Here is a 25,006-nt window from a genome sequence, read left to right as displayed (position 1 = left end):
GGTTCTCCCTGGGGTGGTGGATCGCTGGGACACCCGGGACAACGACGGCCCCGACGCCCCGACGCCGCCGCACGCGCCCGACCACCCGAAGGAGTAGCGCGACCCCGGCGCGTACGGGGGAATAGCGCCCGCACGCGCACCGTTCCGTTACCGGCCGCCGCCGCGCGACAATGGACGGCGGCCACGGCCGTGCGGCGCGGCCCGGAGCAGCCGCCGCCCACCCCCACCGAGACCCGGAGGTGTCCGTCCATGCCCGACTCCCACACGAAGGCGTCCGACCACGGCGGTCAGGCCGACCCCGCGCGGCGTCTGCGTCCGGTGCAGCTGCTGTTCGAGCCGCAGTCCGCCGAGCCGGAGCCGGAACGATTCTTCGATCTGGAGTCGATCGACGACCCCACGGAGCTGCTGCGCCGCTCCACCGAGCTGGCCCTGGCCTTCCGGACGGCCGCCGAGCGGGCCACCGACTTCCAGGCGGTCGCCGCCGCGCAGCTGGCGGACCCGCGCCGCTTCGACGCGCTGTCCGACGCCGAGATCGCGCAGCGGGCGGACTGGACCCCCGACTACGCGGCCAAGATGATCGAGTACGGCCGCGGGCTGCTCCAGCCCCGCCGCCACGAGGACTGAGCGCCGCCGGGCACAAGGCGCCGGAGCGCCAGGCACCCGCTGCTCCGGCGCCCCGGCATCCGCCGCTGGCATATGCGCGAGCGGGGAAGGGTACGCCGTTCCCCGTTGTCCTGTCCGGCAAACCGTGCTTTCCCTCCCGTCCTGCCCCCGGACGGCACAGGCTGCTGTCCGTGGACATCTGGACGTATCAGTCGGTGGAGTACGTCACCGTGGCCGGCGAGGCCTGGCTCGCCTCCGCCAGCGAGTACCCGCGCAGCATGCGCGCCCTCTGGGAGGCCCGGCCGTGGGCGCCCTCGGTGCTGCCCTGCGGGCGCGCCTTCGACGTGATCAGCATGCCGTCGCTGTTCGGCCGCCGGGTGCTGGACGAGCTGTGGGCCTCCGGGCCCGGCTGCGGGCCGGTCGCCTCCTACCGGGGGCGGACGCTGCTGTTCGTCCAGCCCGGTGCGGGGCCCCGGCTGCGCCGGCTGCTGGCCTGGGAGGAGTGGGCCCGGGACGTGCCGCCCCTGCTGTGCCACGGCAAGGGCGACGCGGTGACCGTGCCGCCGGTGCAGCGGATGGTGAACGGCCCGGACTCCCCCGGGCTGGGCTCCGGCCGGTGGATCGTCGCCCCGGAGGACCGGGAGCCGTGGCTGCCGGGCGCCTCGGTGGTGCTGTGGGCGTGCGTGCGTGCGGCCCGGGAGCCGGCCGCGGCGGTGCCGGCCGGCGCGGCGGCCGTGACCGGAGGGTGAACGGCGGACGGCCGGTATTCGATTTTGGCGCGGACCCCGGGCGCTGCTAAAGTCTTCTCTGTCAGCAGGCGCCGCTAGCTCAGTTGGTTAGAGCAGCTGACTCTTAATCAGCGGGTCCGGGGTTCGAGTCCCTGGCGGCGCACAGACAGCCGAGAGGCCCCTTGCGAAAGCGAGGGGCCTCTCGGCGTTTCCCGCGCGAACCGCGAACCGCGAACCGCGAACCGCGAGCCGGCGAACAAGGAAGCAGGACCGGGCCGCCCGCCGGAGCGGACGGCCCGACCGGGGCTCAGCGGCCGCGCAGCGCGCGGTAGCGGGCGACCAGCTCGGCGGTGGAGCTGTCCAGCTGTTCCGCGCCCTCGCCGGTCAGCAGCACCGGCTCGATCCGCTTGGCGAGCACCTTGCCCAGCTCGACGCCCCACTGGTCGAAGGAGTCGATGTTCCAGATCGCGCCCTGGACGAAGACCTTGTGCTCGTAGAGCGCGACCAGCTGGCCGAGCACCGAGGGGGTCAGCTCGGCGGCCAGGATGGTGCTGGTCGGGTGGTTGCCCTGGAAGGTCTTGTGCGGGACGAGTTCGGCGGGGACGCCCTCGGCCGCCACCTCCTCCGGGGTCTTGCCGAAGGCCAGCGCCTGGGTCTGGGCGAAGAAGTTGGCCAGCAGCAGGTCGTGCTGGGCGACCAGGCCCGGGAGCAGGTCGGCGACCGGCTTGGCGAAGCCGATGAAGTCGGCCGGGATCAGCTTGGTGCCCTGGTGCAGCAGCTGGTAGTAGGCGTGCTGGCCGTTGGTGCCGGGGGTGCCCCAGACGACCGGGCCGGTCTGCCAGGTCACCGGCGAGCCGTCGCGGGTCACCGACTTGCCGTTGGACTCCATGTCCAGCTGCTGGAGGTAGGCGGTGAACTTCGACAGGTAGTGCGAGTAGGGCAGCACGGCGTGCGCCTGGGCGTCGAAGAACGCGCCGTACCAGACGCCGAGCAGGCCGAGCAGCAGCGGGACGTTCTGCTCCGGCGGCGCGGTGCGGAAGTGCTCGTCGACCAGGTGGAAGCCGTCCAGCATCTCGCGGAAGGCGTCCGGGCCGATGGCGATCATCAGCGAGAGGCCGATCGCCGAGTCGTAGGAGTAGCGGCCGCCGACCCAGTCCCAGAACTCGAACATGTTGTCGGTGTCGATGCCGAAGTCCCGCACGCCCTCGGCGTTGGTGGACAGCGCGACGAAGTGCTTGGCCACCGCCTCGGTGCCGGCGCCCAGCCCGGTGAGCAGCCAGTCGCGGGCCGAGACCGCGTTGGTGATGGTCTCGATGGTGGTGAAGGTCTTCGAGGCGACGATGAACAGCGTCTCGGCCGGGTCGAGGTCGCGGACCGCCTCGTGCAGGTCGGCGCCGTCCACGTTGGAGACGAAGCGGACGTCGAGGTCGCGCTTGGCGAACGAGCGGAGCACCTCGTAGGCCATCGCGGGGCCGAGGTCGGAGCCGCCGATGCCGATGTTGACGACGGTGCGGATCGGCTTGCCGGTGTGGCCGCGCCACTCGCCGCCGCGGACCCGCTCGGCGAAGCCGGCCATCTTGTCGAGGACGGCGTGCACGGCGGGCACCACGTTCTCGCCGTCGACCTCGATCACGGCACCGCGCGGGGCGCGCAGCGCGGTGTGCAGGACGGCGCGGTGCTCGGTGTTGTTGATCTTCTCGCCGCGGAACATCGCGTCCCGCAGCTCGGCGACGCCGGTGGCCGCGGCGAGTTCGCGCAGCAGCTCCAGCGTCTCGTCGGTGACCAGGTGCTTGGCGTAGTCCACGTGCAGGTCGCCGACCTGGAGGGTGTAGCGGCGGCCGCGCTCCGGGTCGGCGGCGAACAGCTCGCGCAGGTGCGTCTCGCCCAGCGCGGCCCGGTGCTTGCCGAGGGCGGCCCACTGCGGGGTGCGGTCGAGCGGGGTGCGGGCGTCGGCACGGGTCTCCGACATCGGTGGTTCCTCGATTCATCTGGGTGCGGAAACCGGCAGGGCCAGGCGGTGAGGGTCTCGCGAGGTCGTGCGGGTACTGGTGGTGCGCCGACTCCGTTGACGGCCTGCCCGGGCTCAGCCTATGCAACCGCGGAGCCGGTCGCGCACATTCCGCCCGGCGGGGCCGGACAGGCCGTCACTTGCGTTCCGAGCGCAGGTCCAGCCCCCGCAGCACCTGGTCGACCAGCTCCGGGTCGGCGCCGAGTTCGCTGCGGGCGGCGAGCATCTCGCGCCGTGAGGCGGCGATCATCTCCTGTTCGACCTCCCGGGCGGCCCGCCACTGGCTGAGCCGCAGCTTGGCCTCGGCGGCCTCCTCCTCGGCGTAGTTCTCCGGGCAGAGCCGGGCCAGCCGGTCGTGCTGACGGTCCCGCAGGCGGTCGGCGACCTCGGCGGGCAGCCGGTCCTGCTCCTCCAGTTCGCCGAGCCGCCTGAGCCCGGCCTTGGCGGCCCGCCACCAGAGCTGGCGCACGGCCTGCTCGTGCTTGTCCTGGTCGATGTCCAGTTCGAACCGCTTGGCCAGCCAGGGCAGGGTGAGGCCCTGCACCAGCAGGGTGAACAGCACCACGCTGAAGGCGATGAAGACCAGGCGGCCACGCTCGGGGAACTCCTCGCCGGAGTGCAGGGTGAGCGGGATGGCGAGGGCCAGGGCGACGGTGGCCACGCCGCGCATGCCGGACCACCAGAGGATCACGCTCTCCTTCCAGCTGAACGGGGTGTCCTCGTCGTCGCCGCTGCGCAGCTTCTTCGACAGCCAGCCGGCCGGCAGCAGCCAGAGCAGCCGGACCACCACGACCACGCCGATGACCACGGCGGCGTCGCCGATGAAACCGGTCCAGCCGCGGCCGGCCTCCTTGAGCACGGTGGCCAGCTCCAGGCCGATCAGGCCGAAGGCGACGCCGGTGATCAGGATCTCGACGACCTCCCAGAAGGCGTTGCCGACCAGCCGGAAGGAGACGGCGTCGGCGTCGGAGGCCCGCTCGGCGAGGTAGAGCGCGCAGACCACGACGGCGAGCACGCCGGAGCCGTGGATCTCCTCGGCGATGGCGTAGGCGGCGAAGGGCACCAGCAGGTTGAGCGCGACCTGCTGGGTCGGGTCGTCCAGGCGCTCGGCGAGTTTGGTGTTGACCCAGCCGAGGGCGATGCCGACGACCACGGCGAGCACCGCGGACAGGATGAAGCGCAGCACCGCGTGGCCGACCGAGAAGTCGCCGCTGACCACGGCCTCGATGGCCAGCGAGTAGACGACGATCGCGGTGACGTCGTTGAACAGGCCCTCGCTCTCCAGGATCGACACCAGGCGCCGGGGCAGGCCGACGCTGCCGGCCACCGCGACGGCGGCCACCGGGTCGGGCGGGGAGACCAGCGCGCCGACCGCGATCGCGGCGGCGACCGGCAGGGCGGGCAGCAGCCAGTGCACCGCCCCGGCCACCGCGGCCGTGGTGACCACCACCAGGGCGACGGCCAGCAGCAGGATCGAGCGGACGTTGGCCTTGAAGTAGCGCACCGAGGAGCGCCGGGCGACCGCGAAGATCAGCGGCGGCAGCACCAGCGGGAGGATCAGCTCGGGTTCGATGGTGACGTCCGGGATCTGCGGGACGAGCGCCATGACGATGCCGAGCAGGGTCATCAGGACCGGTTGCGGGACTCCGGTCTTGCGTGCGAGCGGCATGGTCACCACGGAGGCGAGCAGCACCAGGAAGAACAGGGGCAGCTGGCCCACGGAAACGTTCCTCTCGACAACGGACGGCTGAGCGCCGCCCAGGATAAATCTGACAATGCGCCCATCGGCGAAGACGCGCCGAACAGCGGGCCGAACAGCGGGCCGAACAGTGGCTTGACCTCAAGCGGACTTCAGGTCCGAGGATCGGGGGCGGTCGAACAGTCAAGCAGTCGAATGTCGAACATTCGAGAGGGCGGGAGCAGACATGAAGGCGGTCACCGTCACAGGGTCCGGCGGTCCGGAGGTCCTACGGGTCACCGAGGTGCCCGACCCGGAACCCGGGCCGGGCGAGGTGCGGGTGCGGGTCTTCGCCGCCGGGGTGCAGCCTGTCGACCTCGCGATCCGGGAGGGCTTCCGCCCGCCGGGGGCCGTCGTCGAGCCGCCGTTCGTCCTCGGCAACGAGTTCGCCGGAGTGGTGGACCGGCTCGGACCGGACGGCTCCGACTGGCAGGTCGGCGACGAGGTGCTGGGCTTCCGCTTCCTGGACAGCCAGGCCGGGCTCGTCACGGTGGACGCCGCCCAGCTGGTGGCCAAGCCCGCCGGCATGCCCTGGGAGCAGGCCGGCTCGCTCTCCGCCTCCGGCCAGACCGCGCACCTGGCGCTCACCCTGCTCGCGGTCGGCCCAGGCGACACCGTCCTGGTGCACGGCGCCTCCGGCGGGGTCGGCACCGTCGCCGTCCAGCTCGCCCGGGCCCGGGGCGCCACCGTGATCGGCACCGCGAGCGAGCGCAACCACGACTACCTGCGCGACCTGGGCGCGATCCCGGTCGCGTACGGCGAGGGGCTGGTCGAGCGGGTCCGGGCGGTGGCGCCGCAGGGCGTGGACGCCGCCTTCGACGCCGCCGGGCGGGGCGCGCTGGCGGCCTCCGTCGAGCTGGTCGCCGACCGGAGCCGGATCGGCACCGTGGTCGACTACCCGGAGGCCGAGCGGCTGGGCGTACGGGGGCTGCGGGGGCCGCGCACGGCCGCGCGGCTGACCGAGCTGGTGCGGCTGTGGGAGGCGGGCGGGCTGCGGCTGGAGGTCGCCGAGGCGCTGCCGCTGGAGCGGGCCGCCGAGGCCCACCGACTGGTCGGCGCCGGGCACGTCCGGGGCAAGGTGGTCCTGGTGCCGTGACGCTGCGCACCCAGCCGCCCGGGCCGATTGTGTGTTTCGGCTGCTGACCAGGTAATGTTCTCCGCGTCAGCAGGCGCCGCTAGCTCAGTTGGTTAGAGCAGCTGACTCTTAATCAGCGGGTCCGGGGTTCGAGTCCCTGGCGGCGCACAGACAGCCGGAAGGCCCTTCGCGAGAGCGAGGGGCCTTCCGGCGTTTCCGCGCTCCCCGCCGGCGTCCCCGCCGACGGTGGCAGGAAAGGTGGGAAACGGGTCATTGCTGCCACTGCGGCCCGGTGACAGGCTGGTCGCATGAGAGCGCGCAGCGTGGTCGTCGTCCTCTACGAGGGCGTGCAGAGCCTCGACGTGACCGGTCCCGTGGAGGTCTTCACGGGGGCGGGCGCGGCCGCCGGGCAGCCGGGGGCGTACCGGGTGACCACCGCCTCCCCGGGCGGCGGGCCGGTGCGCAGCCACAGCGGGCTGCGGCTGCTGCCGGACACGGACCTGGCCGAGGTCGGGCCGGTGCACACCCTGCTGGTCCCCGGCGGGCTGGGCAGCGATCTCCCGGACGGCGCGCTGGTCGCCCGGATCCGGGAGCTGGCCGGCCGGGCCGAGCGGGTGGTGTCGGTGTGCACCGGAGCCTTCCTGCTCGCCGAGGCCGGGCTGCTGGCCGGGCGCCGGGCGACCACGCACTGGGCGTACTGCGAGGCGCTGGCCCGGCGGTTCCCGGACGTCGAGGTGGACCCGGACCCGATCCACGTCCGGGACGGGAACGTCGCCACCTCGGCCGGGGTCACCGCCGGGATCGACCTGGCGCTGGCCCTGGTCGAGGAGGACCTGGGACGCGACGCCGCCCTGCTGATCGCCCGCCACCTGGTGGTCTTCCTGCGCCGGCCGGGCAACCAGGCCCAGTTCAGCACCCAGCTGGCCGCCCAGGTGGCGGCCCGGCAGCCGCTGCGCGAGGTGCAGCGGTGGATCGCCGAGCACCCGGAGGCCGACCTGTCCGTCGAGGCGCTGGCCCGCCGGTCGGCGCTGTCACCGCGGCACTTCGCCCGGGCCTTCGCCACCGAGGTGGGGGTGACCCCGGGCCGGTACGTGGACGGGGTCCGGCTGGAGGCCGCCCGGCGGCTGCTGGAGGACACCGCCGACGGCATCGAGGAGATCGCGCGCTCCTGCGGCTACGGCACCCCGGAGGCGATGCGGCGCGCCTTCGTCCGGTCCCTGGCCGCCCCGCCCGCCGAGTACCGACGCCGCTTCCGACCCGATCCTGTTGGAGGACACTGATGCGCATCGCCGTTCTGCTCTACGACGAGTTCACCGCCCTGGACGCCGTCGGCCCCTGCGAGGTGCTGTCCCGCATCCCCGGCGCCGAGGTGGTGTTCACCGCCGCGAAGCGCGGCCCGGTCCGCACCGACATGAAGACCCTGTCGCTGACCGCGGAGGCCTCCCTGGACGAGGTGGACGCGGCCGACGTGCTGCTCGTCCCGGGCGGGCCCGGGACGGAGGCCCGGCTGGCCGACCAGGCCGTGCTGGAGTGGATTCGCGCGGTGGACGCCACCACCACCTGGACCACCTCGGTCTGCTCGGGCTCCCTGCTGCTGGGCGCCGCCGGGCTGCTGGCGGGGCGCCGGGCCACCTCGCACTGGTGCTGCCTCGACGCGCTGAAGAAGTTCGGGGCGGAGCCGACCGGGACGGAGCGGGTCGTGGTCGACGGCAAGTACGCGACCGCGGCCGGGGTCTCGGCCGGGATCGACCTCGCGCTGACGCTGACCGGCCTGATGGCCGGGGACGCGACCGCGGAGGCGATCCAGCTGGTCATCGAGTACGACCCGCAGCCGCCGTACTCGGCGGGCTCGGTCGCGACGGCCCGGCCCGAGCTGGTCGCCGAGCTGCTGGCCAACGGGCTGCAGTTGCGCTAACCGCGGTCAGTCGGGAAGCCGTGTTGGCGGGCGCCGGTGACCACTGCCAGGACGGGCAGCATCAGGGCGAGCACCGTCCAGGGCAGGGCGTCGGTGCCCAGGCGGCCCAGCACCAGGCCGCCGACCACGCCGCCGCCCGCCATCGCGGCGTTCCACAGGGTGACCAGCACCGCCTGGGCGGCGTCCGCCCGCTCGCCGCCCGCGTCGCCGACGGCGGTCTGCAGCAGGGTCGGGACGCCGCCCCAGCCCAGGCCCCAGAGCGCGGCGGCGGTGTACACCAGCGGCGTGCTGTGCGACCAGAGGCCGAGCAGGCCCGCGGTCAGGGCGACCAGCAGCGCGCCGCCGATCGTCAACTGCCGTAGCCGGCGGTGGATGTGGGCACCGGTGAACCAGATGCTCGCCAGCGAGGCCAGGCCGAAGACCAGCAGCACGGTGTCGGTCGCGTCGCCGAGGCCGGTCCGGTCGAGGAAGGGCGCGATGTAGGTGAACAGGATGGTGTGGGCGAGCACGAAGAGCACCGTCACGGTGAGCACCGGCGCCACCCCGGGCACGGTGAGCGCGCTCCGCACCGGGGCGCGCTCACCGGCGGGTTGTCCGGGCTGGTCCGGCAGCAGGGCCGCGATCCAGCCGATCACGCCGAGCGCCAGTGCCGTCATGGCCAGGAAGGGCACCCACCAGGCGAGCGCCTGGCCGAGGAAGGTGCCGACCGGCACTCCCAGCGACAGCGCCACCGGCACGCCCGCCATCGCCACGGCCATGGCCCGGCCCTGCTGCTCGACCGGCACCAGCCGGCGCGCGTACCCGGCCAGCAGCGCCCAGGCGAGGCCGGCCGCGACGCCCGCGAGGAAGCGGGCGGCCAGGGTGAGCGGGTAGTTCGTGGAGGCCGCGGTGACGGTGTTGGCGGCGGCGAAGCCGGCCATCGCGGTGAGCAGCAGCCGCTTGCGGCCCCAGCCGGCGGTGGCCGCGGTGAGCGGGATCGCGGTGGCGGCGGTCCCGAGCGCGTAGACGGTGACGGTCTGCCCGGCGGCCGACTCGCCGACGCCGAGGGCCCCGCTCATCCCGGGCAGCACGCCGGCGGGCAGGGTCTCGGTGAGCGCGGTGACGAAGACGGCGGTGGCCAGGGCGAGCAGGGCGGGCAGCGGGAAACCGTTGCGGATTGCGGGAGTCGGGAGCTGTGTGGTCGCCATGGGAACCATGCTCGATCCTCACACTGATGTCAGGTTCAAGCACGGTTCCCACCGGCGTCACCTCAGCGGCGGAAGTAGCCGTCGAAGTTCTTGGAGAACTCCCGGCCGCCGAACTGGTCCCAGTTGACGGACCAGGTCATCAGCCCGCGCAGGTTCGGCTGGGCGCCCGAACGCGGCACGTACGAACCGCAGTTGGCCAGCCTGGTGAGGCAGTCCAGGGCCTTGTTCACCTCGGCCGGGGCGACGTAGCCGTTGCCCGCGTTGGTGGTGGCCGGCATGCCGATGGCCACCTTGGAGGCGGGCAGCGGCGGGAACACGTTGTTCGCGTTGCCCGCCACCGGGAAGCCGTTGAGCAGCAGGTCGGTCATCGCGACGTGGAAGTCGGCGCCGCCCATCGAGTGGTACTGGTTGTCCAGGCCCATGATGGAGCCGGAGTTGTAGTCCTGGACGTGCAGCAGGGTGAGGTCGTCGCGCAGCGCGTAGATGACCGGCAGGTACGCCCCGGCGCGCGGGTCCTGGCCGCCCCAGGGGCCGGAACCGTAGTACTGGTAGCCGAGTTGGACGAAGAAGGTCTCCGGCGCCATGGTCAGCACGAAGCCCGGACCGTACTTGGCCTTGAGGGTCTTCAGCGCGGAGATCAGGTTGACGATGACCGGGCTGGTCGGGTTCTTGAAGTCGGTGTCACCGGTGTTGAGGGAGAGCGAGTGCCCCTCGAAGTCGATGTCCAGGCCGTCCAGGCCCCACTTGTCGATGATCGCCGAGACCGAGCTGACGAAGGTGTCGCGGGCGGCGGTGGTGGTCAGCTGGACCTGGCCGTTCTGGCCGCCGATCGAGATCAGCACCTTCTTGCCCTGGGCCCGCTTGGCGGCGATGGCGGCCTTGAAGTCGGCGTCGGACTCCACCGTCGGGCAGTCGGTGACGGAGCAGCGGTTGAACCGGATGTCGCCGGAGGTGACGGAGGTGGGCTCGCCGAAGGAGAGGTCGATGAAGTCCCAGGAGTTCGGGACGTCGGCCATCCGGGTGTAGCCGGCGCCGTTGGCGAAGCTGGCGTGCAGGTAGCCGACCAGGGCGTGGCTGCCGGGCGGCGGCGGGGTGGTCGGCGTCCCGGTCGGGGTGCCGGTCGGCGTTCCCGTCGGCGTCCCGGTCGGCGTCCCGGTCGGGGTGCCGGTCGGCGTTCCCGTCGGCGTCCCGGTCGGGGTGCCGGTGGGCGTCGGCGTCGGGCTGGGGGCGCCCGGCCCGTCCAGCGAGACGTCGTCCGCGTAGTAGGTGCCCTGGCCGTACCAGCCGTGGGTGTAGACGGTGGCGCTGGTCTGGGTGGCGCCGGTGGTGAAGCTGACGCTGAGCTTCTGGTAGCCGCCGCCGGTACCGGGGGTCCAGGTGCTGGGGCCGCCGCCGTCGACGCCCAGGTAGACGTACGAGCCGTTGACGTACGCGCTGAGCGTGTAGGTGGTGCTGGGGGCGACGGTGACGGTCTGGCCGCACTGGGCGGTGTCGCCCGCGGTGGCCGCGGCGGCGAGGGCGTAGCCGCCGCCGTGCACCGGGCTGGTGACGACGCTGCCGGAGTTGCCGGTGCAGCTCCAGGGGCCGAGCGAGCCGGATTCGAAGCCGCCGTTGACCAGGAACTCGCCGGCCGAGGCGGCGGGCGCCAGGCCCAGGGTGACGCCGACCAGGGTGGCCGCGGCGACGGCGGAGGCGGTGCCGGCGGCGAGCAGGGTGCGGGACTGCTTCCGGCGGGCGGGGGCGGGTGCGGGTGTGGTTCTGCGCATGCGGGGGCTCCTGCGATGGCACGGTCGTGGGGGACGTCCGAGGGCACGCCGGAGCACGCGCCAGTGGGGGGGGAACGGCCCGGCCTGGCACCCAAGTTGGACTAGACCACTGAAGTGGATTCGGCACTGCGGTGTCAATGGTCCAGACCGGTCCGCGACCTACGCACCGACCGCCCGGCAGCCCCGACGGGCCGCCCCGGTTGCCGGGGGTGACACCCCGTCGAAGGATGGAGGGGTGACCCCGCCCGGCTACCTCCGCTACCCCCACCTGCACGGCGGGCTGCTCGCCTTCACCGCCGAGGACGACGTCTGGATCGCCCCGCTGGACGCCGACGGCGCCACCGGCAGGGCCTGGCGGGTCAGCTGCGACCGCACCCGCGTCAGCCACCCCCGCTTCTCCCCCGACGGCCGCACCCTCGCCTGGACCAGCTGGCTGAACCTGACCCCCGAGGTGTGGACCGCCCCCGTCGAGGGCGGCGAGGCCGAACGGCTCAGCCACTGGGGCAGCCAGGACACCCGGGTGCGCGGCTGGCTGCCGGACGGCGAAGTACTGGCCGTCACCTCCTACCACGAGCCGTTCGGCCACTACACCTGGGCGCACGCCCTGCCGCCCGACGGCTCCCCCGGCCACCGGATGCCCTGGGGCCCCGTCGGCGACGCCCAGATGAGCCGCGAACGCACCGTGCTGCTCACCGGCGCCGCCCCGCACGAACCCGCCGCCTGGAAGCGCTACCGGGGCGGCGCCACCGGCCGGCTCTGGGCGGACGGCGAACAGATCCTCGCCGACCACCCCGGCCACCTCGCCTCACCCATGCCCGTCGCCGGGCGGATCGCCTTCCTCTCCGACCACGAGGGCATCGGCAACGTCTACTCCTGCCGCCCCGACGGCACCGACCTGCGCCGGCACACCGACCACGCCTCCTACTACGCCCGCGAGGCCTCCACCGACGGCACCCGGATCGTCTACCAGCACGCCGGCGACCTCTGGCTGCTGGACGGCCTGGACGCCCCCGCCCCCCGCCGGCTCGCCGTCCCGCTCGGCGGCGCCCGGGCCGGCCGCCGCCCGTACCAGGTCGGCGCCGCCGCCCAGGTCAAGGACCTGGCCTGCGACCAGAGCGGCCGGGCCGGGGTGATCACCGTGCGCGGCAGCCAGTACTGGCTCACCCACAAGGACGGCCCGGCCCGCGCGCTCGCCGACACCCCCGGGGTGCGGACCCGGCTGCCGGTGATCCTCGGACACACCGGCGAGGCCGCCTGGATCACCGACGCCGAGGGCGCCGACGCGATCGAGGTGATGCCGCTGCCGGGGCACGAGGAGACCGAGAAGCACCGCCACCGGGTGCTCGCCGCCGACCGGATCGGCCGCGTCCTGGAACTCACCGCCTCCCCCGACGGCGCCCACCTCGCCGTCGCCGCCTCCGACGGGCGGCTGCTGCTGGTCGCCGCCGACGACGGCGCCGTCCGCGAACTCGCCGCCTCCGGCTACGGGCCGGTCTCCAGCGCCCGCTTCTCCCCCGACTCGCACTGGATCGCCTGGTCCCAGCCGGTGGCCGGGCGCTCGCTGCGCCGGATCCGGCTCACCCGCACCGAAGCGCCCGGGCCGGTCACCGAAGTCACCGACGGCCGCTTCGAGGACGAGCAGCCGGTGTTCACCCGGGACGGCCGCTACCTGGCCTTCCTGTCCTGGCGCGGCTTCGACCCCGTCCACGACGTGCACACCGGCGACCTCTCCTTCCCGCTCGGCTGCCGCCCCTACCTCGTCCCGCTCACCGCCGACACGCCGTCCCCGTTCGCCGCGCCCGCCGAGGACGGCGCCCCGCGCGGCAACGGCGGCGGCGACGGCACCGTCCTCGTCGACCCGCAGGGCATCGGCGAACGGCTGCTCCAGTTCCCGGTGATCGCCTCCAAGTACTCGGCCACCGACGCGGTGCGCGGCGGCCTGATCTGGCTGCGCTGGCCGATCTCCGGCACCCTCGGACAGACCTTCGCCAGCCCCGACGACACCTCCGGCCGCCCCTCGCTGGAGTACTTCGACCTCGCCCGGGGCACCCGCACCACCCTGGTCGACAAGCTGGACGGCTACGCCGTCTCCGGGGACGGCGGCTCCATCGCGGTCTACTCGGCCGGGACCCTGCGGATCGTCCCGGTCACCGGCGGCGCCGGCAGCACCGTCGACCTGCGGCGGATCACCCACACCGTGCACCCCGCCGCCGAATGGCGCCAGGCCTACCACGAGGCCTCCCGGATCGTCCGGGACCAGTTCTGGGACGAGCGGATGTCCGGCCTGGACTGGCCCGCCCTGACCGCCCAGTACGAGCCGCTGCTGGAGCGGGTCTGCTCACCCGACGACTTCGCCGACCTGCTGCGCGAACTCCTCGGCGAACTCGGCACCTCGCACGCCTACGTCACCCCGTCCCGGCGCGCCGAAGGCCCCTCGCTCGGCCAGCAGCCGCTCGGCCTGCTCGGCGCCAACGCCCACCGCTCCCCCGACGGGCGCTGGCTGGTCGAACGGGTGCTGCCCGGCGAGACCTCCGACCCGCGCGCCCGCGCCCCGCTCGCCGCCCAGGGAGTCCGGGACGGCGACGAACTGCTCGCCGTCGGCGGCCGCCCGGTGGACCCGGTGCGCGGCCCGCTGCCGCTGCTGGCCGGCACCGGCGGCACCACCGTCGAACTGGCCCTGCGCGGCAGCCCCGACGGCCCGGTACGGCGGATCACCGTCACCCCGCTGACCGACGAACGGGCCGTCCGCTACCAGGACTGGGTGGCCAAACGCCGCCTCCTGGTCCGGGAGTTCAGCGACGGCCGGTGCGGCTACCTGCACATCCCGGACCTCGGCGGCTCCGGCTGGGCGCAGTTCAACCGCGACCTGCGGCGCGAACTGGACAAGCCCGCACTCGTCCTGGACGTGCGCGGCAACGCCGGCGGCAACGTCTCCGAACTCGTCCTGGAGAAACTCACCCGGCACGTCCTCGCCTGGGACTTCGGCCGGGACCGCCAGCCGGTCCGCTGGCCCCGGCACGCACTGCGCGGCCCGCTCGTGGCGCTCGCCGACGAGGCGACCAGCTCGGACGGCGACGTGGTCATCGCGGCGATCAAACTGCTCGGCCTCGGCCCCGTCGTCGGCAACCGGACCTGGGGCGGGGTCGTCGGGATGACCGGGCGGCACACCCTCGGCGACGGCACCCGGATCTCGGTGCCCAAGAACGCCTCCTGGTTCGAAGGCGGACTCGGCTGGTCGGTGGAGAACCGCGGCGTCGAACCGGACGTGCACGTGCTGCGCACCCCGCGCGACTGGGCCCGCGGGCGCCACCCCGAGCTGGTCGCCGCCGTCCAGCTCGCGCTGGACCTGCTGGAGGACGCGCCCGCCGCGGCGCCCCCGCCGGAGGACACCCCCCGGCCGGACCTGCGGCGCCCGCCGCTGCCGCCGCGGGCGCGGTGACGGGGGCTGGAGGTTTTGGGGTGCTGAGACTCCTGGGGTTTCAGCCCCAGGGGTCGCCCTCGGCCGTCATGTTCTCGGCCGCGCGCCGGTCGGCCTCCTCCTGGACGGCACGGGCACGCCGCTCCGACTCACGGGCCTCCTGGGTCTCGCGGGCCCGCTCGATCTCCGGGCTGTACGCGTCCGCGGCCTCGTCGTGGGCGATGGCGGCACGCTCGGCGGCGTCCTGCCCGGTCGCCTCGTGCGCCTTGTGGCGGAACCTGTCGAAGATGCCCATGACTCCTCCTCCGAACGGATACCAGGCTTCCCCCACTCTCACACCGGGCACCCGGAGCCGCACGTTGAGCCTTTGGTCCCTGGTGAACGCGCCCAACGGCCGTGGCGCGGAGGCGGGCGCCCGGCGCAGATTGGAGCCGTCGGCCGAACTGACGCCACCGTCTGGAGCCCACCGTGACCGTCGTACCTTCCGCCCGCCAAACCCGGCGCACCGCCGAGGACCCCCACGACGGGCCGCGCCGGCGGGTCGGGCCGCTGGCCGCACTGGACGGGCGACTGCCCGGCACCCACGACCTGCTGCTGATGCAGTGCCCCAGTTCGCTGCACCCGCTGGCGGGCGGCGAGCTGCCGGACTGGGCGAGGGCCGTGCTGCGGGTGCACCCGTGGGTGACGGTCGGCCGGGCCCCCTCCCTGGTCGGCACCCCGGCGGACGTCCCGCACCCGCAACGCTGCACCCGGGACCCGGAGGCCGCGCCCGAACAGTGGATCCCGGTGATCGTGCGCGGCCCCCGCCCCGGGCAGCGGCTGGACGCCCTGGCGCCCTGGGCCGCAGTCGCCCGGACGCTGCGCCCCGAGCAGCTGGCCGGGCGGTGCGGGCGGCTGGACCCCGAACGGGTCTCCGGAATCCCGGCGCTGGCCCTGCTGCCGGCGGTCGGCCGGATCGTCGCGGACCACCGGCTGTCCTGGGGCCCGATCGGCGCGGTCGGCTACGAACTGGGCACCGGCGTACCGGTCGCCGGGCCGCTCAGCCCGCTGCGACTGGTCCTGCGCACCCCGCACCCGATCAGCCGCCGGGACGCCCTGCAACTGCGGCGGGCGCTCAGCAGGCTGCCGGTCCCGGTGCAGGCCGAACTGGAGACCCGCTACGGCTCGGTCCAGCTCGCCGAGTACGCGGCCTCGCCGTACACCCTCACCCTGCTGACACCGGACGGGCCCCGGGAGGTCCGCGATCCGTGGTTCCCACGCGGCCCGTTCGTCTGAGCTGTCCGCCACATCAGTTGGGCCGGTTGGGCGGCCGGGACGCCGCCCGGGGCCTACGGCGGGACACCGCCGGGATGCGGAGTCCGGCCATCGCCTCGAACGGCTGGTTCGCCACGTAGCCCGCCGACCAGGCGACGCCCCACCGGGCGCAGTTCGGGCAGTTCCACGTCCGTCCGGCCGCGTTGGCGTCGTTGAGCAGATCGACCGGGGCCGCAGCAGTCCGGTGCGGGACAGGCGGGAGGGGCGGTCATCGGCGGCGGTCCCGGCCGAGTCGCCGCCGGGTGGCCCGCCGGATGAGGGGCATCGCGCCGGGGCTGCTTCAGACGTTGGACTACGCGCGGGCCATCGCGGCGGGGGCAGTCCGCCGAGGCAGCATCACGCAGGACCAAGCCGAGGAGCGGGTCGCCTACCTTGCGCGCCGACAGGCGAACTTGCGCCGGGAGACCCCGCCATCGATCCACGCCGTTCTGGATGAGAGCCGCATCCGACGGCCGGTCGGCGGAAAGTCCATCATGGCTGCCCAGCCCGACGAGCTTGCAGCCTTCGCCCGGATGCCCAACACGGTGTTCCAGGTGGCTCCGTACGCCATAGGCGAGGAACGAGCGTTCGACCTCCCGGTGAACATCATCACCCTTCCGGACCGATCGCTGATGTCCTACGCCGAATCAGCGCAGCAAGGGCACCTGGAACGGGACAGCGGCGCAGTACCGCCGATCCTCACGGCCTACCATCAGCTACAGGCCCTCGCACTCCCACAAGCCGAGTCCGTGGCCACGGCTTTCGGCGTTCTTCGGACCTGTGTTCCACAGCCGCAGCAGAGCCGCGGGCATCCAGAACGTCCATGCTGAAACGCGCCCTTGACGCTCCGTCATGTCACGCGAAACGGTGGCGTGCAGAACCGCGCAACCGACTTGGCACGGGAGGGCACCATGACCCTACGGTTCGGCGGGATCGACCCCAACACCGGCAAGGACGAGAGCCCGATGGTGTGGGTGGACGACGAGGAGAAGGAGTTGGTCCTTCAGGGCTGGAAGCCCGGCGGGCCCCTACTGACGAAGATCGGCAGCACGGAGTGGGTACCCGGCCACTCCGCTGGTATCCCCGACCACGAGAACGTGACCCGCATCCCGCTGCGCATGGCGGGGATCATCAGGAAGGCGCTCGACGATGCAGAACGTGCCGGACTTCTCGGCGATGCTGAGGCAGGCCCGCAGGTCGGCGGTCCATCTGGAGCTGAGGGATAGCTACGGGATCGCCGGCGAGGTGGAGGAATTCGCGGAGTTCCTGCGCACTGGCCACGTCGACACCGACCCGGAATCCGAAGGGTGGTCCGGCTGGGTTGCGCAGATCCGGGAAGCAGTCGCCCGCGGCGTGGTCGTACGCCGCGGGCGCATCGTCTCCGAGCCGGTCACCGACTACATCCGGTACGAGCATGCCGGAACGGTCGTGAACCTGGCGGCCGGCGAGCAGGTGCGCTGGCTGCCGCGCCGTCAGGCGTCGGATATCGCCCTGCCCGGTAACGACTTCTGGCTGTTCGACGAAACCGTGGTTCGCTTCAACCACTTCACCGGCGACGGCGGTTCTGCCGGTCCCACGCTCACCGACGACCCTGCAGTGGCCAAACTCTGCGCCGTCGCTTTCGAGGCTGTCTGGGAGCGCGGCATCCCGCACGAGAAGTACACCGTCTGACCCACCTGCATCAGGACCGCCAGCTCATGCCCGTCTCCCCGTCCTCCAGTGCCCAAGAGGCCCGTCTGGCCGTCGCCGCGCGGCTGCGCGAGATCATGCTGGACGCCGGACTCCTGGGGCAGGAGCTGGCGACCCTGTGCGGGTGGAACGGCGCGAAGACCTCCCGCATCATCAACGCCAAGACCGCGCCATCCGACAAGGACATCCGAGCGTGGTGCCGAGCCTGCGGGGCGGACGACCAAGCCGAGGATCTGATCGCCGCCAACCGCGCGGTGGACTCCATGTATGTCGAGTGGCGCAGGCTCACCCGCACCGGCCTTCGCATGCTGCAGGAATCAGCGGTACCGCTCTACGAGCGCACGCGACACTTCCGCGCCTATTCCTCCCGCGTGATACCCGGCGTCTTGCAGACCGAGGCGTACGCCACCGCGCTGCTCGCCACGGTGTCCGACTTCCGGCGCACGCCCAACGATGTCGCCGAGGCCGTGAAGGCCCGCCTGGCCCGATCCCGCGTAATCCGCACCGGTCACCACCGCTTCGCGATCCTGGTGGAGGAATCCGTCCTGTACTACCGCCTCGGCGGGGTCGAGACGATGGCTGAGCAACTGAAGCACCTGCTGACGGTGATGTCCCTGCCAGCTGTCTCGTTCGGCCTCATCCCCTTCGCCGCAGAGCGCACCATGTGGCCAGTGGAGACCTTCAACGTCTTCGACGATGCGGAAGCCGGGGTAGAACTGCTCTCGGCCCAGGTGACGCTCACCGCGCCCAGCGAAGTCGGCCTCTACGTCCAGGCGTTCGACAGGCTCATGGGATTCGCGGTGCACGGCGCACAAGTGCGGTCCCTGATCGCCAGGGCGATCGACTCTCTGGGCTGAAGTTCTGCAAACGGATGCAAGCACGTTGAGCGCCCGAGCCTCTGACGGCCAACCTGGTAATCCGCCACCCGGCGCGAGGTGAATCCGATCCCCCTCGGTTCCGTGGAAACCCGCCGGGCGGCGCACCACCCCACACCACTGCTCGCCCGCTCCAGGCGAGCAGAGCCAACCCGATGGGAGAGGCCGTGAGCACCGCCACCATCAAGTCCATCACCGAGCTGAACGAACTGGGCAAGTTCTTCACGATCGCCGCGCGTCGGATCGACGCGGGTCAGGCCGCGGCGGAGATGTTCTCCGCCGCCATCGACAACGCGTGGCACCAGCTTCTCAGCGATCCGGCCGCGCACGAGGCATTCGCCGTCCGGCACGGCGGACGCAAGCTGACGCACGTCGAGAGCGCGGGCGTCGGCTTCATCTCCTGGGTGGGCGCGTACGAGGAGGCGTACGGCCCCCTGCCGGAGATCTGGTTCACCGACGCCGACGGCACGGTCAACACCGTGGCCCTGGCCCGCTACCGCGAGACGGGCGAGGTCTGGGCCGAGTGGGACTGCTCGCCCGCGCCCGGCGACGGCGACGACCTGGCCCCGGCGGCGACCACCCGGTGATCACCGCACCGTCCGACGGAGCGTCCCGGCCGACTGCCGGGGCGCTCCGCCTCACCGAGGCCCGGACGGAACACCCGGCCGGCGTGGACGTGAGCGGTTATCTCCCCGCCATGCAGCAGTACTGCCCGTTCCTCCGGCCATCCGCAGCGCGCGGTATGACCGGGTGGACCGTTTACGAGATCTCGCGCGACACTCGCCGGTACGCCGTCGAAGCCGAACTGTTCTACGCGGGCGTACAGGCTGCCGAGTGGATTCGCCCCCTGATGGCCCGACCATTCGGCGCGCTGACCTGCGAGAACGTGGTGCTGATCGGGCAGTGCGCCGACGCCGACCACCGCGAGCTACTGGCCTGGCCGCACTGGGCCTTGAAGAACCTCTACGGGCCGGTCGGCGTGATGTTCGGCAAGTTCGTCCAGGGGGCTGCTGAGACCAGCAGGGCCGGGCACGACATCCCGCCGGCCCCGTTCTCGTTCCTCCCGGTGCGCGCGGCCGTCCGCCTCCTGGACCCGAAGCTCCTGACCAGCACACCCGATCTCGCGGCGGCGGTGGGCGGGGCCGTTGACGACGGCCACGACGTGTTCGAACACATCCCCTGCGAGTGGAAGGCAGTAAGAGAATGGGCGATTTCACTCCCGAGGCCACCGAAGCGCTGAAGGCCGCGGAGGCCGTATGCGGGCCGCTGGAGCTGGAGGAGATCAGCAACCGGCGGGGCTCGTCGGTCTGGAAGGCGACCGGGCCGCGAGGCCGCGCGAGCATCAAGCTCGGCACCGGCGAGGCCGCCGAGGTCACCGCGCGAGAAGCCTCCGTGCTGGACCAGCTCCCCGGCTACACCGTGACCGCCGGCCGGTTCGACGACGGCATCTGGCTCGTCACCCCATGGCTGGCCGGACCATCCACCTGGCAGGTCTTCCGTCCCGTACGCAAGGGCGAAGGGGGGCGGGACGAAGCCCTTGCCGCTGCCATCGGGCTGTGCCGCGCCGCGGCCGTCCTCCACGCCGACGGATGGGTACACGGCGACCTCCAGCCCCAGCACGGCGTCCACGGCGATGACGGAACCGTGCGCCTCCTCGACTTCGCCTGGTCCCGGAAGGTCGGCACCACTCCATGGAAGACCTTCGACGGCACGATGGTCCACCTCACCGCCCCCGAACTGGCCGCCCGGATCATCACCGGACCCCAACCCGTCGACACGACAAAGCCCGCCGACGTCTACGCCCTCGCCGGCACCCTGTGGACCTGTGCCACGGGCAACTGGCCGCTGGACTACGAGGCCGCCGGACTCGGCCGGGGCACGCCGGTCGAGGTGGTTCGCGAGGCCATCGCCGCCAGAGCCGTCCCAATGTCCTCCCGGATGCCCTGGCCCGCACTCCAGGCCCGGCTGCGGTTCGTCCTGCTGGCCGGGCCCGACGACCGGCCGACCGCCGCCGAGTTGGTCACCATGGTGCAGGCGGTGGGCAAGTGATCGTACTGCGCGAGCTGACCCGAAACGACGCCACCGCTCTCCAGCGGATCTACAGCCCGGAATCGACCAGGTTCCTCCAGCGAGGGCCGATGGACGCCGCCGAAGCCCGCAGCGCCGCACGCGACGCAGTGGCCTCCGCCGCTCAATCCCCGCGCACGCTCTACACCCTGGGCCTCGACTTCGACGGCGACCTGCTCGGGATCATCAAGCTCTGCCTGGACCGCCCCGTCGCCGCACTCGGCTACATCCTGCGCGCGGACACCTGGGGGAAGGGGCACGCCACGGAGGCGGTCCTCAGGATTCTCGCCCTGGGCTTCGGCCACCTCGGACTGCCCGAGATCCACGCCAAGCACCATCCGGACAACCCGGCCTCCGGTCGCGTCCTCCTCAAGGCAGGGTTCGTCCCGACCGGCGAGCACGCCGGATTCACCACCTACGCCATCCGGCCGCCCCAAACAGCGAGCGACCTCCGATCACGCACCCGAGGCCCCACTACCCGAGGCGGGTAGTGGGGCCTCCGCTCTGCCCGGCGAGGGTGACCGCCGGATGCCGACGCCGGGCGCGTCCGGCTCCTCGATCTGCTTGGGGCTGTGGCGAGTTGTCCGGTCGGGGGGTAGGCTCCGGCGGCACTTGGTAGGCGGGTGAACGGCCAAGAGCGGAGGCGGGTTTGACGTCCTTCGGGCGCACGTTGCGGCTGCTGCGTCGGCGTGCGGGCATGTCCCAGCCGAGGCTGGCGGCGAAGGTGTTCGTGTCCCAGTCGACCGTCAGTCGTTTCGAGTCGGGCGACCGGATGCCGGATCCGGCGCTGGCCCGGTTGATCGATGGGGCGCTGGGGGCGGGAGGCGCGCTGTCCGGCCTGATTCCGGCCGATCCTGATCGGGCCGACTTCCAGGCCCGCAGGCCGGGTCTGGTGGACCGGGCGATGATCGTCGAGGCGGAGTCAGGGCTGGTCCAGTTGCGGAAGCTGGAGGACACCTCCTCCTCCGCGGATGTGACTCCCATGGTGGCGGCGCGGACCGAGATGGCCGTCCAGGCGGCCAAGGACGCGCCGTACGCCCTGCGGGCCCCGGCGATCGGTGCGGCCGCCATGGGGACCGCGTACCTCGGCTGGTGCCACTTCGTGGCCGGGCGGTACGCGGCGGCGGAGCAGGCGCTGGACCGCGCGGTGGCGCAGCAGAGCGCGGACAGTGCCGAGATCGACGTCCTCCGTGCGGCCCGCAGCCCGGGCGCGCGACCGGCGCCGTGCTGTTCACGTGTTCCCATGGTCGTTTCCCCGATCCTCCCCGCGCGGCCCTGACGCTTGAGCGGGGAATAGTCCGGAACTTCAGGCGCGATACCTTCTGCGCCTTGGGCTCACGGTAGGCAGGATCCCGGACGGCCATAAGGTCGGCAGGCGGATCGGAATACTATTCCGCGCCGATTCCGCGTCGAGTTGACGACCGATCAGATGCGGGTGGAGGCCCCGCCACCCGAGGGAGCGGGTAGCGGGGCCTGGGGCGTCAGCCGGTGATGCTGGGGGTGCCCGTTTCCAGGTGGCCGGTGAAGCGCTGGGACCAGGTGCTGTCGGCGTCCACCGTCACCGTGAAGTCGTACCAGCCGTTGTTGTAGGCCGCGGCGTTGAAGAAATCGGTGACGTTGCCGCCGGCGGGGACCTGGTACGTCCAGGGGCCGTCCGTGCGGTAGTTGTTCGACGCGATCGTGAAGGTCATGGGCGTCGCACCGGAGTTGGCGAGCTTGAAGTAGACGGCGAGCTTGCCGGTGCCCGGCTCGACCGCGTACGACGCCGTGGCGGCCGCGTTCTTGCCGACCTTGGTGGCGTCGCCCTTGAAGCGGCGCAGGAAGCGGTTGGGGCCGACGACCGTCAGGTCGTAGGGGCCGCCGCCGAAGTTGGTGCCGCAGTTGAAGAAGTCGCTGGTGGTGCCGCCCGGGTCGACGGTGTACTGCCAGGGGCCGCCGCTGCGGTAGGCGTTGGCGTAGGCGGCGAAGTGGGCGGACTTCGCCGCCGCCGTGCCCCCGTTGTCCATCGCGATCCAGACCTTCATGACCCCGCCGGAGCCGAATTCCAGGTGGTCCAGGTTGGCGTTCGGCTGGTACGGCAGGGCGCGGGCCGGCCGGGTGCCGGTCTCCTGGATCGGCAGCTGGTTGTTGACCGGGGCCGGGTTGGGCAGCGGGCCGCACGCCGACAGGCCGATGGTCTGCGAGGTGTCGGGCAGCCCGGGCAGGCCGTAGACCGGGTTGGCGAAGTCGAACGCGCTGGTCAGGTCGCCGCAGACGCGTCGGCGCCAGTCGCTGATGTTCCGACATTGCGCGGGTGTGCCGAGGGCGGCGGTCCAGGTCTCCAGGAAGCGGAGCACGGAGGTGTGGTCGAAGGTCTCGGAGTTGACCCAGCCGCCGCGGGTCCAGGGCGAGACGGCGATCATCGGGACGCGGAAGCCGAGGCCGATGTTGGTGCCGTTGTAGAACTCGCCCGGGGTGCCGGCCGGGGCGGCCGGCGGCGGGACGTGGTCGAAGAAGCCGTCGTTCTCGTCGTAGTTGATGAACAGGACGGACGAGTTGAAGACGTTCGGGTCGGCGTTCAGCGCGTCGATCACCAGGTGGACGAAGTGCGCGCCGTCGGCGGGGGTGGCGTACGGGTGTTCGGAGGAGGCCTGGTCGGGGACGATCCAGGAGACCTGCGGGAGGGTGCCGTTCAGCACGTCGGCCTTGATCGCGGCGGCGATGTCGTCCGGGGTCCTGCCGGTGGCCTTGGGCACCGAGCCCATGCCCTTGACGGCCAGCGGGCTGCCGGCCGGGGCGCCGGAGAACTGGGTGAAGTACGCGAGGGCGTTGTCGCCGTAGTTGTCGGCGGCGTTCTGGTAGACCTTCCAGCTGACGCCGGCGCTCTCCAGTGCCTCCGCGTAGGTCTGCCAGCGCAGGCCCTTCTCGTCGCCGCCGTCGTACGCGGGGCCGCCGGCGCTGCCGGCCGGGTCGATCTGGCCGGACCAGTGGTAGGTGCGGTTGGGGCCGGTCGCGCTGAGCACGGAGCAGTGGTAGGCGTCGCAGATGGTCCAGTTCTCGGCCAGCGCGTAGTGGAACGGGATGTCCTGGCGGGTGAGGAAGCCGAGGGTGCGGACGTTGCCCTTGGCGGCGACCCAGGAGTCCATCTTGCCGCTGTTCCAGGCCTTGTGCTGATCGCTCCAGCCGTGGCTGAGGTCGCCGTTGCATTGGGCGAGGCGCTCGGGGTCGGCGCCGCCGGCCGGCTTGGTCTGGCTGAACTGCCACGGGTACTGGCGGCTGAGCAGGCCGTTGGGCTGGTTGAAGACGCTGTAGCCGCCGGCTATCTGGATGGCGCTGCGGTCGGCGAAGCCGCGCACCCCGCGCAGGGTGCCGAAGTAGTGGTCGAAGCTGCGGTTCTCCTGCATCAGGATCACCACGTGCTGCACGTCGTTGATGGTGCCGGTCTGCTGGAGCGTGGCGGTGGAGGCCACCGCGGGTGCGCCGGGGGCGGCCCCTGCGGCGCTGGTGCCGGCCACGGCGAGTCCCGCCGCGGCGGCACCGGACAGCGTGACGAACTTCCTACGACTCAGCTCGGCCATCAGCCCGGCCCGTCCCTTCACTGGCGATCTGGCGATGTTGTGTACACAAGTCGGGGCTCATCGATCGCGCAGCATCTTCCACCCCGGCCGGAGGCGCCCACCAGATGCGCGCGGCAGGGTTGGCGGACTGTTCGTCCGGGTGTCACCGAGCGACGCCGGGCTGAACGGGCGGCGGAAACGGCGGGGAGGGACGGAGCGGGCGGCTGGTCAGCGGTCCTTGACCTCGATTCCCAGCGCCTGAGCGAACTGCGGTGCCAGCTCCAGCAGTTGGGTGGAGCTGATGACCGCGCCGCGCAGCCCCTGGTGGCCGTCCGCGAGGCCCAGCCGGGCGGCCCCGCGCAGGTCGGTCTTCTTCAGGGTGGCGCCGCGCAGTCGGACCTCCTCCAGCGTGGAGCCGGGGAAGGACACCTCGGTCAGCTTGGCCTCGCCGAAGTCCACGTCGCGCAGCAGGCAGTCCTCGAACACGACGTCCCGCAGCACGGCCGCCCGCAGGTTGACCGCCTCCAGCTTGCAGCCGCGGAACACCACCCGGCGCAGCGCCGAGCCGTATCCGGCGACCCCGGCCAGCACGCCGCCGACGAAGGCGCTGTCCTGCCACTCGGTGTCGCTCAGGTCGCAGGCCACCCAGCGGCCGGCCTGCACCCAGACCTCGTTGAACCGGGCCTGGCGCAGCTTGACCCCGCTGAGCGCGACCCCGGTGAAGGCGCATTCCAGGAACGCCGCCCCGGCCGCCGACTCGTCGGTGTGCTCGCCGCCGTCGAAGTGCGTGGTGTCGTACCGCTCGTCGCTGCGCAGCCGCCCGGCGTGGGGGCGGAGCAGGTCCGCGTACGGCAGGTCGGTGAGCTGGTCGGGGGCGGAACGCGGCATGGCGGTGGCACCTCACGGTCGGGGGCGAACGGGTCTCGCCCGCATGCTCGCACGCGGCACCGACAACGGTCGGGACGACGACCCGCCGGACGACCACCCACCGAAGGGCGACGGCCTCCGGACGACGGCGCCCCGGCCCGGGGGGGGGAGGGGGGGGGAGGAAAAAAGAAAAGCGGGGGAAAAAAGACAAGAGAAGAAAAAGAAGAAGGGGCGCAGAGAG

At 72.6% G+C, this 25,006-nt stretch carries 23 protein-coding genes and 2 tRNA genes; 18 read left to right on the top strand and 7 right to left on the bottom strand.

Going from position 1 to position 25,006, the window contains the following annotated elements:
• The first annotated feature begins 249 nt into the window (after positions 1 to 249).
• From ACFVX9_RS05260 to ACFVX9_RS05250, 3 genes are all read left to right on the top strand, one after another.
• Positions 250 to 624: a hypothetical protein gene (locus tag ACFVX9_RS05260; protein ID WP_063349289.1), complete on the top strand. Its 375-nt coding sequence runs from the start codon at positions 250 to 252 to the stop codon at positions 622 to 624.
• 170 nt (positions 625 to 794) lie between these two features.
• Positions 795 to 1,352 carry a bifunctional DNA primase/polymerase gene (locus ACFVX9_RS05255; RefSeq protein ID WP_063349288.1) on the top strand — a complete coding sequence of 186 codons (558 nt, stop codon included), beginning with the start codon at positions 795 to 797 and terminating at the stop codon, positions 1,350 to 1,352.
• Positions 1,353 to 1,420: 68 nt separating this feature from the next.
• A tRNA-Lys gene (locus ACFVX9_RS05250) sits at positions 1,421 to 1,494 on the top strand.
• A 144-nt stretch (positions 1,495 to 1,638) separates the two neighbouring features.
• Here the strand turns inward: ACFVX9_RS05250 and pgi are convergent.
• Both pgi and ACFVX9_RS05240 read right to left on the bottom strand, forming a co-directional pair.
• Positions 1,639 to 3,300, bottom strand: a complete 1,662-nt coding sequence (gene pgi, locus ACFVX9_RS05245; RefSeq protein WP_350882566.1) for a glucose-6-phosphate isomerase — start codon at positions 3,298 to 3,300, stop codon at positions 1,639 to 1,641.
• Between the two features lie 175 nt (positions 3,301 to 3,475).
• The gene (locus ACFVX9_RS05240; protein ID WP_167745871.1) at positions 3,476 to 5,059 is read right to left on the bottom strand and encodes a Na+/H+ antiporter; all 1,584 of its coding nucleotides are present in this window, start codon (positions 5,057 to 5,059) and stop codon (positions 3,476 to 3,478) included.
• Positions 5,060 to 5,264: 205 nt separating this feature from the next.
• On the opposite strand from ACFVX9_RS05240, the gene ACFVX9_RS05235 reads away from it, so the two are divergent.
• From ACFVX9_RS05235 to ACFVX9_RS05220, 4 genes are all read left to right on the top strand, one after another.
• Complete coding sequence (locus ACFVX9_RS05235) at positions 5,265 to 6,173, top strand: NADP-dependent oxidoreductase (protein WP_380485640.1); 909 nt, start codon at positions 5,265 to 5,267, stop codon at positions 6,171 to 6,173.
• A 73-nt stretch (positions 6,174 to 6,246) separates the two neighbouring features.
• Positions 6,247 to 6,320: transfer RNA gene (locus ACFVX9_RS05230), tRNA-Lys, on the top strand.
• Positions 6,321 to 6,460: 140 nt separating this feature from the next.
• Positions 6,461 to 7,432, top strand: a complete 972-nt coding sequence (locus ACFVX9_RS05225; RefSeq protein WP_380372923.1) for a GlxA family transcriptional regulator — start codon at positions 6,461 to 6,463, stop codon at positions 7,430 to 7,432.
• Positions 7,432 to 8,067 (top strand): DJ-1/PfpI family protein, encoded by a 636-nt coding sequence (locus tag ACFVX9_RS05220; protein WP_380372920.1) that lies wholly within the window; start codon positions 7,432 to 7,434, stop codon positions 8,065 to 8,067. The genes ACFVX9_RS05225 and ACFVX9_RS05220 overlap by 1 nt, the downstream gene beginning before the upstream one ends.
• Here ACFVX9_RS05220 and ACFVX9_RS05215 read toward each other — a convergent pair.
• Positions 8,064 to 9,254 carry an MFS transporter gene (locus ACFVX9_RS05215; RefSeq protein ID WP_387980433.1) on the bottom strand — a complete coding sequence of 397 codons (1,191 nt, stop codon included), beginning with the start codon at positions 9,252 to 9,254 and terminating at the stop codon, positions 8,064 to 8,066. The two genes, ACFVX9_RS05220 and ACFVX9_RS05215, sit on opposite strands and share 4 nt — an antisense overlap.
• A 62-nt stretch (positions 9,255 to 9,316) precedes the next feature.
• Positions 9,317 to 11,020: a chitinase gene (locus tag ACFVX9_RS05210; RefSeq protein WP_387980431.1), complete on the bottom strand. Its 1,704-nt coding sequence runs from the start codon at positions 11,018 to 11,020 to the stop codon at positions 9,317 to 9,319.
• A gap of 235 nt (positions 11,021 to 11,255) precedes the next feature.
• On the opposite strand from ACFVX9_RS05210, the gene ACFVX9_RS05205 reads away from it, so the two are divergent.
• Positions 11,256 to 14,459 (top strand): S41 family peptidase, encoded by a 3,204-nt coding sequence (locus ACFVX9_RS05205; protein ID WP_380485636.1) that lies wholly within the window; start codon positions 11,256 to 11,258, stop codon positions 14,457 to 14,459.
• Between the two features lie 40 nt (positions 14,460 to 14,499).
• Here the strand turns inward: ACFVX9_RS05205 and ACFVX9_RS05200 are convergent, their stop codons facing one another.
• Positions 14,500 to 14,733, bottom strand: coding sequence for a hypothetical protein (locus tag ACFVX9_RS05200; protein WP_063349281.1), 234 nt, complete (start codon positions 14,731 to 14,733; stop codon positions 14,500 to 14,502).
• Between the two features lie 173 nt (positions 14,734 to 14,906).
• Between ACFVX9_RS05200 and ACFVX9_RS05195 the strand changes: the two genes are divergently transcribed.
• The 10 genes from ACFVX9_RS05195 to ACFVX9_RS05150 all read left to right on the top strand — a co-directional run bounded on the left by ACFVX9_RS05195 (position 14,907) and on the right by ACFVX9_RS05150 (position 21,641).
• Positions 14,907 to 15,713, top strand: a complete 807-nt coding sequence (locus ACFVX9_RS05195; protein WP_387980428.1) for a phosphoribosyl-dephospho-CoA transferase MdcG domain-containing protein — start codon at positions 14,907 to 14,909, stop codon at positions 15,711 to 15,713.
• A gap of 293 nt (positions 15,714 to 16,006) precedes the next feature.
• On the top strand, positions 16,007 to 16,561 hold the full coding sequence (locus ACFVX9_RS05190) for a DUF5753 domain-containing protein (protein WP_380485632.1): 555 nt from the start codon (positions 16,007 to 16,009) through the stop codon (positions 16,559 to 16,561).
• Between the two features lie 81 nt (positions 16,562 to 16,642).
• On the top strand, positions 16,643 to 16,957 hold the full coding sequence (locus ACFVX9_RS05185; RefSeq protein WP_380372905.1) for a hypothetical protein: 315 nt from the start codon (positions 16,643 to 16,645) through the stop codon (positions 16,955 to 16,957).
• Positions 16,881 to 17,402, top strand: a complete 522-nt coding sequence (locus ACFVX9_RS05180; RefSeq protein ID WP_380485629.1) for a DUF6879 family protein — start codon at positions 16,881 to 16,883, stop codon at positions 17,400 to 17,402. The genes ACFVX9_RS05185 and ACFVX9_RS05180 overlap by 77 nt, the downstream gene beginning before the upstream one ends.
• 26 nt (positions 17,403 to 17,428) lie before the next feature.
• Positions 17,429 to 18,277 carry a helix-turn-helix domain-containing protein gene (locus ACFVX9_RS05175; protein ID WP_380372899.1) on the top strand — a complete coding sequence of 283 codons (849 nt, stop codon included), beginning with the start codon at positions 17,429 to 17,431 and terminating at the stop codon, positions 18,275 to 18,277.
• A gap of 185 nt (positions 18,278 to 18,462) precedes the next feature.
• Positions 18,463 to 18,882 carry a hypothetical protein gene (locus ACFVX9_RS05170; protein WP_380485627.1) on the top strand — a complete coding sequence of 140 codons (420 nt, stop codon included), beginning with the start codon at positions 18,463 to 18,465 and terminating at the stop codon, positions 18,880 to 18,882.
• Between the two features lie 83 nt (positions 18,883 to 18,965).
• Complete coding sequence (locus tag ACFVX9_RS05165) at positions 18,966 to 19,535, top strand: hypothetical protein (protein WP_387980425.1); 570 nt, start codon at positions 18,966 to 18,968, stop codon at positions 19,533 to 19,535.
• Positions 19,499 to 20,344, top strand: coding sequence for a hypothetical protein (locus ACFVX9_RS05160; protein WP_380485623.1), 846 nt, complete (start codon positions 19,499 to 19,501; stop codon positions 20,342 to 20,344). The genes ACFVX9_RS05165 and ACFVX9_RS05160 overlap by 37 nt, the downstream gene beginning before the upstream one ends.
• Entirely contained in the window at positions 20,341 to 20,853 is a 513-nt protein-coding gene (locus ACFVX9_RS05155) for a GNAT family N-acetyltransferase (protein WP_380372890.1), read from the top strand. The genes ACFVX9_RS05160 and ACFVX9_RS05155 overlap by 4 nt, the downstream gene beginning before the upstream one ends.
• A 158-nt stretch (positions 20,854 to 21,011) precedes the next feature.
• Positions 21,012 to 21,641, top strand: coding sequence for a multiprotein-bridging factor 1 family protein (locus ACFVX9_RS05150; RefSeq protein WP_387980422.1), 630 nt, complete (start codon positions 21,012 to 21,014; stop codon positions 21,639 to 21,641).
• Positions 21,642 to 21,843: 202 nt separating this feature from the next.
• Here the strand turns inward: ACFVX9_RS05150 and ACFVX9_RS05145 are convergent, their stop codons facing one another.
• On the bottom strand, positions 21,844 to 23,919 hold the full coding sequence (locus tag ACFVX9_RS05145; protein ID WP_387980420.1) for a phosphocholine-specific phospholipase C: 2,076 nt from the start codon (positions 23,917 to 23,919) through the stop codon (positions 21,844 to 21,846).
• Positions 23,920 to 24,126: 207 nt separating this feature from the next.
• On the bottom strand, positions 24,127 to 24,786 hold the full coding sequence (locus ACFVX9_RS05140) for a pentapeptide repeat-containing protein (protein WP_380372880.1): 660 nt from the start codon (positions 24,784 to 24,786) through the stop codon (positions 24,127 to 24,129).
• Positions 24,787 to 25,006: the final 220 nt, after the last annotated feature.

This window comes from Kitasatospora sp. NPDC058243 (genome assembly GCF_042882025.1).
Lineage (GTDB): Bacteria > Actinomycetota > Actinomycetes > Streptomycetales > Streptomycetaceae > Kitasatospora.
The sequence above is the reverse complement of the archived record's forward strand: the minus strand, read 5'-3'. Positions and strand labels throughout refer to the sequence as shown.